Origin of the sequence: Moorena sp. SIO4E2 (genome assembly GCF_010671945.1) — a bacterium.
Lineage (GTDB): Bacteria > Cyanobacteriota > Cyanobacteriia > Cyanobacteriales > Coleofasciculaceae > Moorena > Moorena producens.
Genome location: NZ_JAAHIE010000106.1, coordinates 1 through 17,879, shown reverse-complemented (window position 1 = coordinate 17,879; position 17,879 = coordinate 1). Strand labels below are relative to the sequence as shown.

Annotated in this window: 17 protein-coding genes; 11 read left to right on the top strand and 6 right to left on the bottom strand. The window is 44.2% G+C overall.

Going from position 1 to position 17,879, the window contains the following annotated elements; all coding sequences use genetic code 11:
* Positions 1-518: 518 nt before the first annotated feature.
* Together F6K37_RS13965 and F6K37_RS13960 are read left to right on the top strand one after the other, a co-directional pair.
* Positions 519-965, top strand: coding sequence for a hypothetical protein (locus F6K37_RS13965; protein ID WP_287250814.1), 447 nt, complete (start codon positions 519-521; stop codon positions 963-965).
* 627 nt (positions 966-1,592) lie between these two features.
* Positions 1,593-2,897: a dihydroorotase gene (locus tag F6K37_RS13960; RefSeq protein ID WP_287250812.1), complete on the top strand. Its 1,305-nt coding sequence runs from the start codon at positions 1,593-1,595 to the stop codon at positions 2,895-2,897.
* Positions 2,898-2,912: 15 nt separating this feature from the next.
* Here the strand turns inward: F6K37_RS13960 and lepB are convergent, their stop codons facing one another.
* Positions 2,913-3,533: a signal peptidase I gene (gene lepB, locus F6K37_RS13955; protein ID WP_044493708.1), complete on the bottom strand. Its 621-nt coding sequence runs from the start codon at positions 3,531-3,533 to the stop codon at positions 2,913-2,915.
* Between the two features lie 334 nt (positions 3,534-3,867).
* Between lepB and F6K37_RS13950 the strand changes: the two genes are divergently transcribed.
* Positions 3,868-5,223 carry a dihydroorotase gene (locus F6K37_RS13950; protein ID WP_008186102.1) on the top strand — a complete coding sequence of 452 codons (1,356 nt, stop codon included), beginning with the start codon at positions 3,868-3,870 and terminating at the stop codon, positions 5,221-5,223.
* A gap of 118 nt (positions 5,224-5,341) precedes the next feature.
* Positions 5,342-5,494 (top strand): hypothetical protein, encoded by a 153-nt coding sequence (locus tag F6K37_RS13945; protein ID WP_154659841.1) that lies wholly within the window; start codon positions 5,342-5,344, stop codon positions 5,492-5,494.
* 8 nt (positions 5,495-5,502) lie between these two features.
* Here the strand turns inward: F6K37_RS13945 and tsaE are convergent, their stop codons facing one another.
* Both tsaE and F6K37_RS13935 read right to left on the bottom strand, forming a co-directional pair.
* The gene (tsaE, locus tag F6K37_RS13940) at positions 5,503-5,997 is read right to left on the bottom strand and encodes a tRNA (adenosine(37)-N6)-threonylcarbamoyltransferase complex ATPase subunit type 1 TsaE (protein ID WP_287250809.1); all 495 of its coding nucleotides are present in this window, start codon (positions 5,995-5,997) and stop codon (positions 5,503-5,505) included.
* A 96-nt stretch (positions 5,998-6,093) separates the two neighbouring features.
* Positions 6,094-7,461, bottom strand: a complete 1,368-nt coding sequence (locus F6K37_RS13935) for a gluconeogenesis factor YvcK family protein (RefSeq protein ID WP_008186098.1) — start codon at positions 7,459-7,461, stop codon at positions 6,094-6,096.
* Between the two features lie 670 nt (positions 7,462-8,131).
* Here F6K37_RS13935 and ruvC point away from each other — a divergent pair.
* Both ruvC and F6K37_RS13925 read left to right on the top strand, forming a co-directional pair.
* Positions 8,132-8,689 carry a crossover junction endodeoxyribonuclease RuvC gene (ruvC, locus tag F6K37_RS13930; RefSeq protein ID WP_008186095.1) on the top strand — a complete coding sequence of 186 codons (558 nt, stop codon included), beginning with the start codon at positions 8,132-8,134 and terminating at the stop codon, positions 8,687-8,689.
* A 743-nt stretch (positions 8,690-9,432) separates the two neighbouring features.
* Entirely contained in the window at positions 9,433-10,497 is a 1,065-nt protein-coding gene (locus F6K37_RS13925) for a potassium channel family protein (RefSeq protein WP_008186093.1), read from the top strand.
* A 424-nt stretch (positions 10,498-10,921) separates the two neighbouring features.
* Here F6K37_RS13925 and F6K37_RS13920 read toward each other — a convergent pair whose 3' ends face one another.
* Entirely contained in the window at positions 10,922-11,128 is a 207-nt protein-coding gene (locus F6K37_RS13920; RefSeq protein ID WP_008186091.1) for a hypothetical protein, read from the bottom strand.
* Positions 11,129-11,249: 121 nt separating this feature from the next.
* Entirely contained in the window at positions 11,250-11,753 is a 504-nt protein-coding gene (locus F6K37_RS13915; RefSeq protein ID WP_287250805.1) for a GNAT family N-acetyltransferase, read from the bottom strand.
* 119 nt (positions 11,754-11,872) lie between these two features.
* On the opposite strand from F6K37_RS13915, the gene F6K37_RS13910 reads away from it, so the two are divergent.
* Complete coding sequence (locus F6K37_RS13910) at positions 11,873-12,070, top strand: hypothetical protein (protein WP_131826836.1); 198 nt, start codon at positions 11,873-11,875, stop codon at positions 12,068-12,070.
* 78 nt (positions 12,071-12,148) lie between these two features.
* Here F6K37_RS13910 and F6K37_RS13905 read toward each other — a convergent pair whose 3' ends face one another.
* Positions 12,149-13,270 (bottom strand): RNA polymerase sigma factor, RpoD/SigA family, encoded by a 1,122-nt coding sequence (locus F6K37_RS13905; protein WP_008186088.1) that lies wholly within the window; start codon positions 13,268-13,270, stop codon positions 12,149-12,151.
* Positions 13,271-13,739: 469 nt separating this feature from the next.
* On the opposite strand from F6K37_RS13905, the gene priA reads away from it, so the two are divergent.
* The 4 genes from priA to F6K37_RS13885 all read left to right on the top strand — a co-directional run bounded on the left by priA (position 13,740) and on the right by F6K37_RS13885 (position 17,614).
* Positions 13,740-16,325 (top strand): primosomal protein N', encoded by a 2,586-nt coding sequence (gene priA, locus F6K37_RS13900; RefSeq protein ID WP_287250803.1) that lies wholly within the window; start codon positions 13,740-13,742, stop codon positions 16,323-16,325.
* Between the two features lie 300 nt (positions 16,326-16,625).
* Positions 16,626-16,811, top strand: a complete 186-nt coding sequence (locus tag F6K37_RS13895) for a hypothetical protein (RefSeq protein WP_287250802.1) — start codon at positions 16,626-16,628, stop codon at positions 16,809-16,811.
* A 33-nt stretch (positions 16,812-16,844) separates the two neighbouring features.
* Positions 16,845-17,417, top strand: coding sequence for a hypothetical protein (locus tag F6K37_RS13890; protein WP_287250800.1), 573 nt, complete (start codon positions 16,845-16,847; stop codon positions 17,415-17,417).
* The gene (locus F6K37_RS13885) at positions 17,408-17,614 is read left to right on the top strand and encodes a hypothetical protein (protein ID WP_287250798.1); all 207 of its coding nucleotides are present in this window, start codon (positions 17,408-17,410) and stop codon (positions 17,612-17,614) included. Before F6K37_RS13890 ends, F6K37_RS13885 begins: the two co-directional genes overlap by 10 nt.
* Positions 17,615-17,879 lie beyond the last annotated feature (265 nt).

Here is a 17,879-nt window from a genome sequence, read left to right as displayed (position 1 = left end):
GGTGGTCAGATGACTCAGATGCGCCCAGTCAGAGGGTTGACCAATCTTTGTCTTCAAGGCATTGTAGAGGCGGGAGTTTATTTTCACAGCATTTTTGGGATGTGAGTGGTTTCTTTCCTGAGAATGCACCGCGACCCCAACCAGATGTCAATGCCCAAAGCGCCCATCCCTGGTAAGGGGTTCGTGAAATCGCGCTCAACTTTTGTCAGTCAACCAGGGCAGTAGCAGTTTATGGAGCGAATGTGAAAATAGGTTGAAGGTTAATCGGTTGAAGGTTACTGGCGCACGGAATAAGAATATAATGACTTATTTGCAGCGAGTGGTTTTAAACTCGAACAACTCGTTTATACTGAGAAAATGAGAAAAGTCCAACAGTGCTCGAGTTTAGCCTTCAATAAAGATTTTTTTGACCTCAACTATTAGGTTTTACACCTCAACTTTCAGGTAGAAAACGTAGTAGTGTTAAAAAATTAGTTAATTGACTACAGTCTGCCAAAAGTAGGAGAAGCAAAAAAGAAATGAAAAAAATGATCAAAACTTGTTTTGTAACGTTATTAACCTGTATGCTAGTGCTAACAATCAATGGGATGAATGCCCTGGCGAGTAGTGAAACTGAGATGGAAATATGTGACTTAACTCTACATTCATTTTGTGACCGTGATCTGTTGCCGACGCAATATGTGGAACTTATTGCTCCCCCTAACCATATCTCATTTCTTCTTTTGAAAAATGATGCTCCAGGAGATAGAAACGGTCAAATAGAAAATGATGATGATTATGTTACTTACAGCGCTAGCGAAATAACAACTTACTTAGCCACGTTTTCCAATAGTGAAGACATCACAAAAAGGCTGAAAATATCCAACACTGACGCTATAACAGAGTCTCCGCAGCATTGGACATTTTATCATAGACCTGCACAAGTGGTCAAATTGGTTAACGTATTTGCTGCCAATAAAAATTAATCAATTCGGGAGCATACTATTTTGGGAAATATCTCTTATTCTATAGGCATTAACATCACGTTAATACAGCTTAATGTGGTATGTTTATTCCAAATTTGGATGCTCCCAGAAAGTCTGTAATGACTCATAAAGCTTGAAAAATAAATTGTTTTCGGCCTATTTATTACATCTTTATAAGTCTGACAAAATCTGGCAAAGTGGTATAGCAGAAGTCAAAAGTCAGAAGTCAGAAGTCAGAAGTCAAACTCTTGCGCTTACTTAGGTTTGAGACTTTTGTCATGTCCTAACTGCCCTGTCTTGATGCAGTCGCTCATGGTTTGAAGTTACCGTAAGACAGTTGAGCCTTAATCAATAAGTTTTAACCCTTTTTTGCATAACCTACCAACCATAAAGGCTCAACGTAATCAGGTTTCGTCTCCGGGGGAAACCACGGCAGTCGCTCATGGGGGGGACCCCCAAGACCGCGCTGCCTCCCCAAGACCGCGCTGCATCGCTGGCGACTGCTATATTTTAAAAATATACTTAGTAATGTAAAAAATAAGTCGTCATAACAAGTAATTTAAATATGATTAGCTAGAAAGGGGGATTAAGTTAAAAGCCAATTATTTTTCATTTTCCGTTTCCCCAATGAATAGTAAACTACTTCAACAAGTCCGGGTTTTAGACCCAGTTTCTGGAATTGACCAAGTCGCTGATGTGCTGATTACTGATGGTGTAATCACGGCAGTAGAAACTCACATCAAGGAAATCTCTGGCGATACAGTGGTGCAAGATTGTCAGGGACACATTTTAGGACCAGGACTAGTAGACCTCTACAGCCATTCTGGTGCACCAGGACATGAGCAACGGGAAACCTGGTCTTCACTACTGGCAGCAGCGGCAAATGGAGGCTTTACTCGCTTAGCCATTTTGCCTGACACTAAACCCCCCCTAGACAATTCTGCTGTTTTAGCACAACGGCAAGAACTCCAAAACTCTCCCTATCTAAGCCTCCCCCCTTGCTCACCTCAACTCTATCACTGGGGTGCCTTCACCATCGGGTTAGAAGGACAGCAAATGACTGAATTAGCTGAACTAGCTTTAGGGGGAGTAGTGGGCTTTACCGATGAAGGTCCTTTATGTAATTTAGCACTAGTTCGACGGTTGTTGGAATACCTACAATCCTTGGGTAAACCAGTGGCACTTTGGGCTTGTGACCCTAAGTTGGCAAATGGGGGAGTGATGCGAGAAGGTATCCAGTCAATTGCTTTGGGTTTGCCAGGGAATCCTGCGATCGCAGAATCATCCGCTATCGCTGCCTTATTAGAAGTGGTAGCAACCACTGGCACGCCAGTCCATCTCATGCGTATCTCCACCAGTCGTGCTGTCCAATTGATTGAATCAGCCAAAGCAGCGGGGTTGCCAGTAACAGCCAGTACCACTTGGATGCATCTATTGCTCAATACGGAAGACTTATGCAGTTACAACTCCAATTTGCGCTTGGAACCGCCGTTGGGAAACCCAGTTGACCAAGCCGCACTGATCCGAGGTGTTCGGGAGGGGATTATTGATGCGATCGCAATTGACCACGCTCCCTACACTTATGAAGAAAAAACCGTTGCCTTTGCTGAAGCACCACCAGGAGTGATTGGTTTAGAGCTAGCCCTACCCCTGCTCTGGCATACTCTAGTCGAGACAGGGGATTGGTCAGCTTTAGAACTTTGGAAAAGTCTTAGCACAAATCCTGCTATTTGTCTACAGCAAGACCCCCCTAGCACTGCTACTGGTCAATCCGCTGAGTTAGTCTTATTCAATCCTCAATCCCCTTGGATTGTTCACCAAAAAAACCTCAAATCCCTTTCTAGTAATACCCCCTGGCTAGGGCAAGAATTAATTGGTCGTGTCGTGCAAACTTGGTGTCCAGCGAGCGAAGCGAGTGTAAAATATGAATAATGAAGTACTTAGACTTCATAAGTCAGTTGACTGATTTAATCCTTCAGGATAAATCGGATTTGGTTTCAATTTCCCCATTCGATTTAACGGCCAAAACCGCACTACAGCACGACCGATAATTTTGTCACGAGGGACAAAGCCCCAGTGGTGAGAGTCGTAACTATTGTTACGGTTATCTCCCAGTACTAGGTATTGGTCTGGTGGTACTGTTTGTGGTCCAAAATCGTACTGTGGTGCTTCTTCGATATACTTTTCCTCTATTTCTTTATCATTGATATAAACTCGCCCATTTTTCACCAAAACCTTGTCACCGGGTAAACCAATTACACGCTTGATAAAAGCATCTTTAAAGTTTTGCTCTTTCAGCCTTTCAGTGGGAGCAAATACCACAATTTCTCCTCGTTGTGGGTCTTGGAAAAAGCGATAACTTATCTTATCAATAATCAAGCGGTCGTTAATCTGTAGTGTCGGTAGCATCGATCCCGATGGGATGTATCGCGCTTCAGCCACAAACGTGCGAATCCCAAAGGCAAGAACAGCACTCAAGCTAATCGTTTTGATTCCTTCTACCCAAGCATTGTCTTTAGAAGGCTGTGTAGGTTTTTTTTCTGGTCTTTTATCTGGTACACGACTCATATCCATTCAACTACTACCGATACACAAGTTTGAGGAAATTTAAACAAATAGCTGATTGGGAAATTATCAGCAAGTTTAACAGCAAATTTAACAGCAAATTTAAACCTCTGGGGTTTTCTAGCTAGATCTTAAAAATTTAAAGTTAGTAGGGGAGCCTAAATCAAGATTATGTAAAGTTTTGTGAATAAAGTCAATTTGGCAGGACAACCCTGTTTGTTTGTGCCATGGTGGTAGGTTAGCTGCGGTTGTCTGTATTTAGCTATATATCAGGTTTGTATCTACTGTATCTACCTAGACACCGAGCAGGGAAACTGTCAAATTCTAACATCCTCCTATGTTGTCTGACTTTTGCTTGTTTATCCGCCATGCTCGTATTCTATTGCCCTCTGGTGAATTTTTACTGGGGGATATCCACACCTGCGGTCGAAGGATTGTTCAGGTTGCCCCAGAAATCCCAGTGCCAACGGACGTTACGGCATATAAAGAAATAGACGCTCAAGGCTTAACTTTGTTGCCAGGGGTAATTGATCCCCAAGTCCATTTTCGGGAACCAGGTCTAGAACATAAAGAAGACTTATTTACTGCCAGTTGTGCCTGTGCCAAGGGTGGAGTGACGTCCTTTTTAGAGATGCCGAATACTCGTCCTCCGACGACGACCCAAGCCCCACTGGATGACAAGCTCAAGCGAGCGGCAGATAAGTGTTTAGTTAATTATGGCTTTTTTATCGGTGCAACACCAGCAAATCAGCCAGATTTGCACAATGCCCAGCCGACTTGTGGGATTAAGATATTCATGGGTTCAGCTCATGGTGCACTATTGGTAGATCATGAAGCAGTGATAGAACCAATTTTTGCTCAAGGTTTTAGCGAAGGTTCTCGGAAGTACAATCGCTTAATTGCAGTACACGCTGAAGACCAAGCTAGAATTAATCAGCGGCGTAAGGAATTTGCTGGAATTACTGACCCTGCTGTTCACTCTAAGATTCAGGACAATCAAGCTGCCCTTAATGCCACCAAGTTAGCCCTGAAGTTGTCTAAAAAATATCAGCGGCGCTTGCATATTTTGCACCTATCCACAGCGGAAGAAGCTGAATTGCTTAGGGAAGACAAACCTAGCTGGGTGACGGCGGAAGTCACTCCCCAGCACTTATTACTAAATACCGATGCCTATGCAGAGATTGGTACCCTGGCACAGATGAATCCGCCTTTGCGCTCCTGCCACGACAACGAAGTTCTTTGGCAAGCTCTACTCGATGGCGTGATCGATTTTATCGCTACAGACCATGCTCCTCATACCTTGGAGGAAAAAGCCAAAGGGTACCCCCACACTCCTTCGGGAATGCCTGGAGTAGAAACATCTCTGCCACTGATGCTGACTCAAGCCATAGAGGGACGGTGTAGTGTGGCTCAAGTATCTGACTGGATGTCTACAGCAGTTGCTAAGGCTTATGGAATTCCCAACAAAGGTGCGATCGCTCCTGGCTATGATGCGGATTTGGTACTGGTAGATTTGGAAAATTACCACCCAGTGTTACGGGAAGAACTTTTAACAAAATGCGGCTGGAGTCCTTTTGAAGGTTGGAACTTAACCGGATGGCCAGTGATGACCATTGTTGGTGGTCAAGTAGTCTACGACAGAGGAAAATTGAACACAGATGTGCGAGGTGAAGCTTTAACTTTTACCAGTTAAACACTATCGGATTTAACTATAGGATTTAATAATAGGATTGAATAGGTAGTGGGAAAAAATTAAAGTTGACTGTTGATATCAAGAAATAGGGAACTTCGGATCAGGAAACAGAAAGGGGTTGAGTAACTCTAATCAAGTTAACAACACAGTTAACGGAATTTATGTCCAGGTACTTAACCTTGGCCTTTCGGCCACGCGATCGCGTTCAACCTTTCTAACCTTAGACCTTAAACCTTCTAACTTATCAAACAGGCAACCTCAATCCCACTAACCTTTAACCTACTCTACACTCGACGCCAAGGGCGAACAACCAGATAACCTATCCAACAGCCAACCTAAATCAAACTGACCGTTACAGGTGAATTGAGCCTGACGTCCACCGTCCTGGGAATAGGTTAGTGTCAGATGTAGATAACTGGGTGGCAAATAGTGTAGGCGCTCAGCCCACTCGATGGCCACAATTCCCGGAGCAACCTCAATTCCCTCCGAGTAGTGTTCTGGGTTTAATGACTCTACTTCTGAGGTGGATAAGCGGTACAAATCGAGGTGATACAGGGGAAGACGTCCCTCTGTGTACTCATTGATCAGAGTAAAGGTGGGACTAACAATGGCATCAGAAATGCCTAGTCCCTCACCAATACCCTGAACTAGGGTTGTTTTGCCAGCCCCTAAGTCTCCCTCCAGCAAAATGATGCTACTAGCTGGGAGAGTTTTCCCCAATTCCACACCTAGCGTACGGGTTGCTTCAGCATCAGCTAGAAAAATTTTGGTCATTAGTTATTAGCAATAGAGTACCTCGAATAATGGTTATTCTGAGTTAACATCTCAGCTTTTATTTTCCTTTAAAAATTTTCATCGCACTCACCTTATCTAAGCATGCGCTCGACTATACCATCGTAATAAAACCCTTGCCAGCCTTTCTGAATTGTGCCGCACTAAATTAGTTTCCTCATCTTCATACATTACATTGGTCACTACAATCCGACGCCCTAATTTAGAAGTTTCTTCTCGATCTAGAAATACTGGATGAGACTTAACTTGAGCATACTTAATCAGTGAGCCAGCTGAGGGGTATTTTCGATTCACCAGTATCGCGTTAAATAGCCTTTTCCCACAGGCTTCATCAATAGCTTTGATATGATCAGAGACACTATATCCATCAGTTTCCCCTGGCTGGGTCATGATATTACAAACGTAGATGCGGGGTATCAAGCGAGCTGCGATCGCATCGGTAATTTCTGGCACCAACAGATTGGGAATAATGCTGGTATAGAGGCTACCGGGTCCTATTATAATATAATCTGCTTCCTGAATTGCCTTGAGTGCTGCTGGTAAAGCAGGTGGATGTTCGGGAGTACAACCAATTTTTTTGATCACTCCCCGAGCATCAGTAATATTAGACTCTCCTTCAATCCGACGTCCATCAGCTAATTCAGCCCAAAGGCTGACATCAGTTAGGGTAGCTGGCAACACTCTTCCTCGCACTGCTAATACCTGAGAACTAGCAGCAACAGCTTGTTCTAGATCCCCAGTAATATCACTCATTGCGGTCAGGAAAAGGTTTCCAAAACTGTGACCGACTAAACCACTACCAGCTCGAAAACGGTATTCAAACAGTTCGGTTAACAACTTTTCTTGGTCTGCCAGTGCCGTTAAACAGTGACGAATATCCCCCGGTGGTAGCACTCCAATTTCCCGTCGCAGCCGTCCACTGGAACCGCCATCATCAGCTACCGTAACAATAGCAGTGATATTAGCACTATAAACCTTTAGTCCTCTAAGTAAGCTAGAAAGACCAGTGCCACCCCCAATGACTACAATTTTCGGTCCCCGGTTTAACCGACGATGATCCATCAGCACATCAATCAGTTTTCGATCGTGGTCGGGTTTTAAAACTTCCGTAATTGATCCTACCGTCCGGGTTTGCCCCCAGAAGATGAAAACCAGACCCAAGATCAGCGCAATTGGACCAGACACATGGTTAGGAATAATGGTGGTAATTTTCTCTAAAACTTGGGCTGTGAATTTAATGATGTAAAAAACTGGGGTCAGCTTTACCCAAATCGCTAATCCCAAACTTGTTAGCACTACACCACCAGCACTTAAAAGTATCCAACGCTTCACCAGTAATCCAGGGGCTAACCACTTAAACCAACGGTTGACCCGCTGAGGAATTCGACCTCTCGATTCATTTTGTAGGGTACGTAGAGCTCTTTTGAAAAGACTGATTGAGGACATAACTACACTCAGTATGGTAAATACAAAAGCTGGATAGACATTGCTGGTCGAACTCCAGCACTTGACAAGGAGGCGATGCATGTAGTGAGGAACGGCTAAGGCTCCGGAAGTGCCTGTCAGATTGGTACTTTCTTTGCCTAATCAAACATTCGTGTGAAAAGCGCGTGATTCACATAGCCGCTCACCCTTCAGGTATAGCGGTTTTCATTGATATTACTGATAAAGGTGCGCGCCTCCTAGGGCGCGAGGGATTGCTCGCGCCCTAGGGTCGCACCTCAATGGTGAATTCACCATGAAGCTGGTACTGATCACCACAGTTTCAGATAATTAGGCTAAGGTGTGATTAATACAATATCCGGTACCTAAACGTTATGATCAGAATTTACCCGTGGATATGCCGAAAGTGGTGAGGTCGATTGAGTTGCCATTTAGGGTATGAGAGTAGTAGCGTAACCCCAAAAAATACGGGGTGAAACAGAATAATCCCAAGTAGTCAGCTACCCCAGACTTCTTTGATTCCCGTTAAGGTGTGGCTGCTTAGAGGTCATGACTTAATGCCGAACGCTACAGGTACTAGGGATCATAGCACTAGGTAATAGGGATGATAGCACTAACACCATTAACCTAATTTAGTGATTACACTCGAAAGGGATTAACTGCAGTGAGCCAGATGGAAAAGCGAATTTTGGGAATTGACCCAGGACTAGCTACTTTAGGTTTTGGCGCAATTAGTTGCCAAACCACCAAAATTAGTAAGTCAGCAAACACAAAAGGCTCCTTAGGAGTGGCCAAGCCTTCTAGGCAGTCACTAATACAGGCAACCCTTGAACCATTGCAGTTGCTAGATTTTGGCATCATCCAAACCCCTGCCAAGACTGATTACGGCTCACGACTGTGTACGATTTACGAGGATTTACACACCCTGCTTGAACACTGCCAACCGGATCTGGTGGCGATTGAAAAACTTTTTTTCTACCGTATGAGTACTACGATCTCCGTAGCTCAGGCACGGGGTGTTGTGGTGTTAGTAACAGCACAACATCAAGTTCCAATGGTAGAGTTTACACCGGGTCAGATTAAACAGGCAATGACCGGATATGGTAATGCGGATAAATATGAGGTTCAGCAGGCTGTTATGCGGGAGTTAAACTTAGACACCATCCCCAAACCAGATGATTTAGCAGATGCCTTGGCAGTCGCATTGACCGCCTGGTTTCATATGTCTTGAACACTTTACTATATCTGTGAACTATATCTTTGAACTATATATTATATTTGTGAACTATATCTGTGAACTATATCTGTGAACTATATCTGTGAACTATATCTGTGAACTATATCTGTGAACTATATCTGTGAACTATATCTGTGAACTATATCTGTGAACTATATCTGTGAACTATATCTGTGAACTATATCTGTGAACTATATCTGTGAACTATATCTGTGAACTATATCTGTGAACTATATCTGTGAACTATATCTGTGAACTATATCTGTGAACTATATCTGTGAACTATATCTGTGAACTATATATCTGTGAACTATATATCTGTGAACTATATATCTGTGAACTATATCTGTGAACTATATCTGTGAACTATATCTGTGAACTATATAGGGCGGTTTGCATAACTATCAGGTACACAGGATTGTTGTCCCTGTTCCCAGATCCGCTGTTCTCTGTTCCCTAAAAACCCAGAACTTTGTACCTAACTGAATTGCAAACCGCCGTATCTGTGAACTATATTTATCAACTATATTTATTAACTATATTTGTTAACTATATTTGTTAACTATATTTGTTAACTATATCTGTCAACTATATTTGTCAACTATACCGATAGCAAACCAATACACTTAATCATATTCATATATGTAATATTAAAAACCACTGTCAGCTGTCGGTGTTGCCAGTTTCACCTGAATTTTATCTAGGTATTAAGTTAAGTTAACCCATGACAAGCAACGGTGTATTCAACCCTTGAGCAAAAATATCGACGTCTTCGCCAAGAGCTGATTGCCGGTGCGATCACTCTCGGGGGTGTATTTCTGATTGGAACTCTGTGGTATCGGGTGGTTGAAGGCTGGGGCTGGTTGGAGTCAGCCTACATGACGGTAATCACCCTTTCGACAGTGGGCTATCAAGAAGTACGGCCGATGGGAGATCGGGCAAAACTATTTAGCATTTGTCTGATTTTTATGGGCATTATTAGTATCGGTTACATTGTTAACCGGTTTACAGAAGCCCTAATTCAAGGCTACTTTCAAGATGGAATTCGCATGAGGCAACAGAAGCGCTTGCTAGATAGTTTGACGAAACACTACATTTTGTGTGGGTTTGGACGGACTGGGCGTCAGATTGCTCTGGAATTTAAGGCTGAGGGCATCCCATTTGTAACAATTGACTCCCGATTGGAACAGGTTCAGGCTGTCCAGGATATGGGTTGTATTTCTGTACACGGAGATGCCACCTTGGATGAAACTCTGCTAAATGTGGGGATTGAACGGGCAATTTGTCTGGTGGCTGCCCTGCCCTCAGATGCTGAAAATCTCTATATTATCTTGTCTGCCAAAACCCTCAATCCTCGAATTCGAGCCATCGCTCGTGCTAGCTCCGAAGAAGCTGTTCAAAAGTTGCAGCGAGCTGGTGCAGATGCTGTAGTCTCTCCCTACATCACTGGTGGTAGACGCTTGGCAGCTGCAGCCCTTAGACCCCAAGTCATGGATTTTGTGGATGGGATTCTAACCGGAACTGATAGCTCTTTTTATATGGAAGAGTTTCTGCTAGACCCCGAAACCTGTCCTTGCGTGGGCAAAACCCTCAGGGAAGCCCGACTGCGATCGCAAACTGGTGCTTTGGTTTTAGCAATTCGCCGGGATTCCGGTCGTCTGATTGCTGGACCAGACGGTGACACTAAACTCATACCAGGAGACCTGCTGATTTGTATGGGGACAGCTGATCAATTGCGTGAGCTAAACCGCATTCTCGGTCCAATCCGTTCCAATTTGCTACGACTGCCCAAGCCAAAATAGATCTTAGGCTGAGAATGTGGCGTTGCTGATTCTCAGTATGGTTTCGCCCCCCTAGCCCCCCAAGCGAGGGATTGCTCGCTTGGGGGGAAAAACTCTCAAAGTCCCCCAAGCGAGGGATTGCTCGCTTGGGGGACCAACGGGGGCTTTAATAAAACTAGATGATCGCGCATTCATTCCTTAATTCAGCAACGCCGAGAATGTAGAATGCGCGAATGTAGAATGCAGAATGTAGAATGTAGAATGCGCGAATGTAGAATGCAGAATGTAGAATGTAGAATGTAGAATGTAGAATGAATGTAGAATGCAGAATGTAGAATGTAGAATGAATGTAGAATGTAGAATGAATGTAGAATTCTCAATTCTTCATTCTCAATTCTCAATTCTCAATTCTTCATTCTCAATTCTCAATTCTACATTCTACATTCTAATTAAGTTTCAAGGTATTCACCGGCACTTCATCCCAAGACTTAACTGTGCGTAATCGGGCAACCCAACCCGCTGCTTTTTGCTGATCAGTCAAGTTCTCCTGAAACGACTCGTGGCAATCCTTAGCCTGCTCTTCGTTGCAAGTGGCAATACAAGAGTAGAGAAGACCCGATGGATCAATCTGCTCGTTTACCCAAATAGTCATTTGTGATTTTTTTTATATCAACCAATATGTAAATTACCCTATGTCCTTTTTGCAGTTTACCTGCAACTAGGGGTTTAGAGTCGCAGCTGCATATACTTCCTAGTATAGCATTTAAGCAACATTAGTCAGTCGTTGCCGGATCAGTATACTCAGCTAGCTGATTGAGACCTATCCCAGTCACTCGACAAATTCTCCAGTCTGGCAATACTGCTGCTCCCATACGTTCATAAAATGCGATGGCAGGTTCATTCCAATCCAGTACACTCCATTCTAAACGCCCATAGCCACGGTCCACTGCTAGCTGAGCCAGGTAACTGAGTATAGCTTTACCGATGCCTTGGCGGCGAAATTCCGGTAATACAAATAAATCTTCTAGATAAATTCCTGGCTTAGTTAGAAATGTGGAATAGTTGTTAAAAAACAGTGCAAATCCCACTCCTTGACCACCCTGTTCAACGATAATCGCCTCTACGTAGGGTTTAGCGCCGAACAGGTGTTCTTTCAGGTCATCAACATTGCCAGTGACAGCTTCGGAGAGTTTCTCATACTCTGCTAGAGCCTTAATCAAATTAAACAGAATCGCTACATCAGCTTCTGTGGCTGGTCTTAAGGTAAAGTTACCCATAGTGCTGGCAAAGGGACAATAAAAAAGACAATTTGATTAATTATCATATCCCTTCTCTGGTAATGGGTAACTAATTAACTGGAATTACCTGATTTCGACATAACCTTTATCGTAAGCATATGCGCTACGCCCAGGCTACGCCAACAGCCGTCAGCCGTCAGCCGTCAGCTTATTTTATTCATCAGCCGTCAGTTTATTTTATTCAAAAGCTGTTCGGTGTAGCTTTGGCTATGGGCATAAACTGTTCCGGTAGCGTGGCTACAGCGCTGATAGCACCTCAAGTAGCACCATCTGTAGCGCTAATCGCTGTTCGCTGATAGCTGATAGCTGATACGCGACACGCTGATAGCTTACCCTTTATCTATAAGTCAAGAGCTGACCTAAGACCTGCTGCACTAGGTCAACCAGTCTCTAAGCCGTCGAGCCACTTGGGGACGGCGTAGCTTACGCATGGCTTTGCTTTGAATCTGACGCACCCGTTCCCGAGAGAGATTGAACATGCCTCCTACTTCTTCTAGGGTGTAGGGTTCACTGCTGGCTAAACCATAGCGTAGAGAAATCACATCTTTTTCCCGCTCAGTCAGAACATCACTGAGAACCTCCCAAATCTCCTGGCGCATCATGGATTCATTCATCTTATCTTCGGGCAATCGTAGATCATTGTCTTCGAGCAAATCCATCAGTTCTGTGTCTTCCCCTTTACCAACTCTGTGATTCAAAGAAAGGGAGCGCCTACGCAGTTCTAGCAACTGACGCAAATGGGAGAGGGAAATTTCTAGCGCTTGAGCAAGTTCTAGTTCATTAGGATTGCGCTGCAGTTTTTGTTTAAGTTCCCGCTGAGCTTTTTTAAGTTTATTTAGCTTTTCGACAATGTGGATTGGTAGACGAATAGTTCGGGCATCATTGGCAATAGTACGAGTAATGGCCTGACGAATCCACCAATAAGCATAGGTAGAAAACTTGTAACCCTTATCTGGGTCAAACTTTTCCGCTGCTCGGTTTAAGCCCAACGCACCTTCTTGAATCAAATCTAGAAATGGTACACCCCGATTTATATATCGTTTAGCAATTGAAACCACTAAGCGCAAGTTCGAGCGAATCATCTTGCGTTTTGCCACACGACCACGATATAAATTCCCCTCCAACTGACGTTCTGTCATCTCGACCGCTGCAGCTACCTCAGCCTTAGTTGGTTTACGGTCTAATTTTTCCTGTAAGCTGTTGTGGAGATGGTCTATTTCTACTAGGAACTTAACCCGACGGGCTAAATCTACCTCTTCGTCTGGCTTGAGCAATGGGTAACGAGCCATCTCCTTAAAGAACGCACCCACCGTGTCATCAGAGCCGCTTTTCCGGAAATTATGGGAAGTAGAGACCACTAGTTCATCGTCTTCGGTGAATTCGACGGCTACACGCTGTAAATCTGTTTCCTCTGGCTCAATGTGGTCAGTAACATAAAAATCTTTCTCTTCCGTAGAAGGCATTGTATGAGTCTGGTTTAATTCTGTAATATTCATAGGGATGTGTGAGTTGCAAGTGTATTTTAAGTTTGTTAAAACCGTTGCCCTGAGGGATTGAGGCTGTTTGTTGCTGAAAATTGGCCTTTAATGAGAAATCTGTTCTAAAAAATTGGTGTTGCTGGTTTCACAAAGAAGTTAATACTCTAGACAGAGCAGCTAAAACACGCTCCATACCCTCAAAGCTCAGTGACCCAACCTGCTTCAAGTAGTTTATGTGTGATTGACGTGATTATAAATTAATGATTTTAAGCTTACCAGAAGCAGTTTGGCTAGTTGTATCTGTAATTACGAAATGTTTAATTACATAGATTTTAGTTACAGTCTAGGGTGAAAGCAGGGGAGATAATTCTCTTCCCATTGCTTTTATTATTTATTTTGACTCTGGAAACAGGATCTCACATATTTTAGAATTTTCCTATCTACCAATAGTGATAGAATAGGAGCCTTCCCAAACCAAAGCTGCCCTATGTCTAATCCTCCTTTAGGTCTACTGTTAGCTGAGCCTAGAGCACTTTACTTTTCTGGTGGTGGCCAGGAAAAGTGGGTTGAAGTCTTAGTAGATTGTCCAGGAGTTCAAGGTATATATACTTATCGTAATTCATTGGATGTATCAATCAATCCTGGAGATGTTCTGAGTGTGTCATTCGGGACTCAACAGCTAGGAGCGATCGCTATTCGGATTGTAGACTCTCCACCCCCAAACTTACCACTGGAGAAAATTAAGGACGTAGAGGAGGTGATCAGTCCCGGTTTCTTTCCAAGTTCCTACTGCCAACTGTTAGAGCGGGTTGCTCAGTACTACTGCACCCCTCTAATCCAAGTGATTCGGTCTGCTTTACCTCCAGGACTGTTAGGGCGATCGCAGCGTCGAATTCGCCTCAATTCCTCGGCCTTGCCTAAAGAGGCTCATGTCTTTATTAATAATTCAGCCGCAAGTCAGATTTTGGAGATTCTTCAGGCTAAACCCAATGGGGATTACAGCTGGCAATACCTCCAACGTCAGGTAAAGGGGGCTAAAGCAGGATTACGTCACTTGCTCAAGCGAGGTTGGGTGGAAAGTTATCTGGAAGCTCCTAAGCCAACTCGTCCTAAGCTCAAGAAAGCTGTGACTCTGGTGGCTGATATCAATCGGTCTAATCTGACTCGACGGCAACGGGAAGTATTGGAGGTGCTACGCCGTCGTGGGGGGGATTTGTGGTTGAGTGAACTATCACAAATTTGTAATGTTAGTTCCTCAACTATAAATTCATGGGAAGATAAGGGATATGTGGTGATTGAGGCTAGGGAAGTATTGCGCAATGCGACTTCACCAACCATGGCTACAGATGCGCCGAAGAACTTGACAAATGCCCAATCCCGTGCATTAGACCTGATTAATAATATTGATGGGTTTGCCCAAGTGCTGTTGCATGGGGTGACTGGGTCTGGGAAAACGGAGGTCTATCTACAAGCGATCGCACCAATCCTAGCGCAAGGGAAATCCGCTTTGGTGTTGGTGCCGGAAATTGGCTTAACTCCTCAAATTACTGACCGTTTCCGGGCTCGCTTTGGTGACAAAGTTCGGGTTTACCACAGTGGCTTGAATAAAGGGGAGCGCTATGATACCTGGCGACAGATGATCCCAGGTGAGCCACAAGTGGTGATTGGCACTCGTTCTGCTGTTTTTGCCCCCTTGCCCCAGTTGGGATTAATCGTTTTAGATGAAGAACACGACTCTAGCTTCAAGCAAGACCAACCCATTCCTACCTACCACGCTCGCACCGTTGCTCAGTGGCGAGCAGAATTAGAAAATTGTCCCCTTATTTTAGGTTCAGCTACTCCTTCAGTGGAAAGCTGGGTCACTCTTAAGGTGATGGGGGGAGCGACAGATGGTCAAATCGGTAGTGAAATTAATCCCCTGACCTCTTCAGCTCCTGAGGTTCAGCCTTTCACCTGTTCACCTCCTCAGCATCCAGAACTTAGCACTCATTACTTATCTCTGCCGGAACGGATTCAATCCAGACCCCTGCCACCGGTGGAAATTGTGGATATGAGGCAGGAGTTACAAGCTGGGAATCGGTCAATTTTTAGCCGTTCTCTCCAAGACCGCTTGAGACGACTAAAAGAACAAGAGAAACAAGGAATTTTATTTATCCCCCGCAGAGGACACAGTACCTTTGTGTCTTGTCGTAGTTGTGGTCATGTGGTGGAATGCCCTAACTGTGATGTTTCCTTGTCCTATCACTATACTCATGAAGGGGCTACTCAAGTATTGCGGTGCCACTATTGCAATTTCGGACAACTCCATCCCCGTAGTTGTCCAGAATGTAGTTCTCCCTACCTGAAATTTTTCGGTAGTGGTACTCAGCGGGTTGTTCAAGATTTGGCGAAGCTGTTTCCAGAGTTGCGAATTATCCGATTTGACAGTGATACCACTCGTACCAAGAATGCTCATCGCACTCTGTTAACTCAATTCGCTAATCGGGAAGCTGACTTGTTGGTGGGGACCCAAATGCTCACCAAAGGATTAGATCTCGCTCAGGTGACACTGGTGGGAGTGGTAGCAGCAGATGGATTACTGTATTTGTCAGACTATCGAGCATCCGAGCGGGCATTCCAAACCTTAACTCAGGTGGCAGGTCGTGCCGGTCGTGGGGATGACCCTGGTCAGGTGATTATTCAAACTTATTCCCCAGACCATCCTGTGATTCAGGCTGTCAAAACTCATAATTATCAGTCGTTTATCTCGGACGAATTGGAACAACGGGCAGCACTGAACTATCCCCCTTATGGTGATTTGATTCTGTTGCGCATAAGTGGATTGGATCCTGTGGCCGTGGAGAAGGTAGCGGAGGATTTAGCCGACAGGTTAGATACTCCTGAAGCCGAGTACGATATCCTAGGACCAGCACCAGCCAGTGTAATTCGGGTTGCTCGTCGCTATCGATGGCAGATTTTGCTTAAGTTTGCTCCTACTGTGCCCGCAAGGTTAGTAAATTGGCGGGAATTTCAGGATATGTGTCCTCCAGATATTAGCTTGACTATTGATGTTAATCCGTTGAATATAAGTTGAAAGGTATATAGCAATTCTTATAGCTATGAGGGACAAAGCGATCCCCCTAAATCCCCCTTAAAAAGGGGGACTTTGAGGTTTATAAGTGTAACTAATAAATGCAATAAAAGCTATAAGTTACAAGTTGAAGGTTGAAGGGTTAAAGTTATAGAAGTCGAAGTAAAGGTTAAGACATATGGCGTTGCTGAATTGAAGTATGAATGCGGGCTCGTCTGGTTTTGGTAAAGCCCCCTAAATCCCCCAACTTTGGGGGACTTGTCTTGATGCAGTCGCTCATGGGGGAAACCACGCCAGTTGCTCATGGGGGAAACCCCCAAGACCGCACTGGCTCCCCAAGACCGCGCTGCATCGCTTGAGAGTTTTATTCCCCCCAAAATTGGGGGGCTAGGGGGGCGGATTATACCCATAAATCTGCCTTGCCAGACATATTTCTGTTCCCGATTCCCGACTCCCGATTCCCGACTCCCGACTCCCTCTAAATTCTAAATTCTAAATTCTAAATTCTTAATTCTCTAATTTGTGAATACTCCCGCTCACGCCATCGTCAATCTCCTAATTTTAGGAAAAAAAAGAAAGCCCGAAAATAATTTACCAATTGTGTTCGGTGCCATCTTACCAGATTTGCCAATGGTAATTTTTTACGTATATGAAAAATTAATCAGAGGAATTCCTGAAAATGTAATCTGGTCTGAATCCTATTATAACCAAAGCTGGCAAGTATTTTTCGATATTTTCAATTCTTTTCCACTAATACTAATAGGTGGGTTGTTAGCTTACTATTTTGGTCAAACGTTTCTGATTGCTATGTTTGCTAGCATGGCTCTTCATGGGATTGGAGATTTTCCTGTCCATGCTGATGATGCCCACCGTCACTTTTTTCCATTGTCAAACTGGCGCTTTGAAAGCCCTGTGTCTTATTGGGATTCTCGTCATTATGGTCATATTTTTGCTCCCCTAGAAGTGTTGGCTGTTATCGTGGGATGCTTTGTATTATGGAGACGCTACACTTCCATGAAGGCTCGGATTATTATTGCGATTGTACTTAGTGTTTATTTTATCTATGGAGTGTATGCTGTGTTAGTATGGGGTTAGTATTTAAGCTATCAGCTATCAGTTATCAGCTATCAGCTATCAGTTATCAGTTATCAGCGTTTGTCATGGCGTTGCTGAATCAAGGAATGATGCGTGATCATCTGGTTTTGTTAAAGCCCCCTAAATCCCCCAACTTTGCGGTGCGACCCAAGGGCGATTTACTCGCCCATTGGAAAGCTCACCGGGGGGGACTTTGAGAGTTTTGTTCCCCCCAAAATTGGGGGGCTAGGGGGGCGCATACCCAGAATCAGCAACGCCCTTCTGACTTCCCAGATCCGCTGTTTCCTAACCCCTCAGTCACCACCAGGTGGGAAATACCAGCACATAAAGAAAAATTTACGGAATTCGGTATAATCAGAGTGTAGATACTCAATTAGAGGATATCTCCCAAGTTTTTTGATACTGAATTTTGCCCCCCTAGCCCCCCAATTTTGGGGGGAACAAAACTCTCAAAGTCCCCCA

What these genes read in the sequence shown, in the direction of transcription:
- F6K37_RS13885 (WP_287250798.1), top strand. Translation starts at nt 17,408, where the DNA reads ATGGGGTTAGTATTTAAGCTATCAGCTATCAGTTATCAGCTATCAGCT.
- F6K37_RS13935 (WP_008186098.1), bottom strand. Translation starts at nt 7,461, where the DNA reads ATGTCCTCAATCAGTCTTTTCAAAAGAGCTCTACGTACCCTACAAAAT.
- F6K37_RS13915 (WP_287250805.1), bottom strand. Translation starts at nt 11,753, where the DNA reads ATGGGTAACTTTACCTTAAGACCAGCCACAGAAGCTGATGTAGCGATT.
- F6K37_RS13950 (WP_008186102.1), top strand. Translation starts at nt 3,868, where the DNA reads ATGTTGTCTGACTTTTGCTTGTTTATCCGCCATGCTCGTATTCTATTG.
- F6K37_RS13965 (WP_287250814.1), top strand. Translation starts at nt 519, where the DNA reads ATGAAAAAAATGATCAAAACTTGTTTTGTAACGTTATTAACCTGTATG.
- tsaE (WP_287250809.1), bottom strand. Translation starts at nt 5,997, where the DNA reads ATGACCAAAATTTTTCTAGCTGATGCTGAAGCAACCCGTACGCTAGGT.
- lepB (WP_044493708.1), bottom strand. Translation starts at nt 3,533, where the DNA reads ATGAGTCGTGTACCAGATAAAAGACCAGAAAAAAAACCTACACAGCCT.
- F6K37_RS13910 (WP_131826836.1), top strand. Translation starts at nt 11,873, where the DNA reads ATGCGCTACGCCCAGGCTACGCCAACAGCCGTCAGCCGTCAGCCGTCA.
- priA (WP_287250803.1), top strand. Translation starts at nt 13,740, where the DNA reads ATGTCTAATCCTCCTTTAGGTCTACTGTTAGCTGAGCCTAGAGCACTT.
- F6K37_RS13920 (WP_008186091.1), bottom strand. Translation starts at nt 11,128, where the DNA reads ATGACTATTTGGGTAAACGAGCAGATTGATCCATCGGGTCTTCTCTAC.
- ruvC (WP_008186095.1), top strand. Translation starts at nt 8,132, where the DNA reads ATGGAAAAGCGAATTTTGGGAATTGACCCAGGACTAGCTACTTTAGGT.
- F6K37_RS13960 (WP_287250812.1), top strand. Translation starts at nt 1,593, where the DNA reads ATGAATAGTAAACTACTTCAACAAGTCCGGGTTTTAGACCCAGTTTCT.
- F6K37_RS13895 (WP_287250802.1), top strand. Translation starts at nt 16,626, where the DNA reads ATGGGGGAAACCCCCAAGACCGCACTGGCTCCCCAAGACCGCGCTGCA.
- F6K37_RS13905 (WP_008186088.1), bottom strand. Translation starts at nt 13,270, where the DNA reads ATGAATATTACAGAATTAAACCAGACTCATACAATGCCTTCTACGGAA.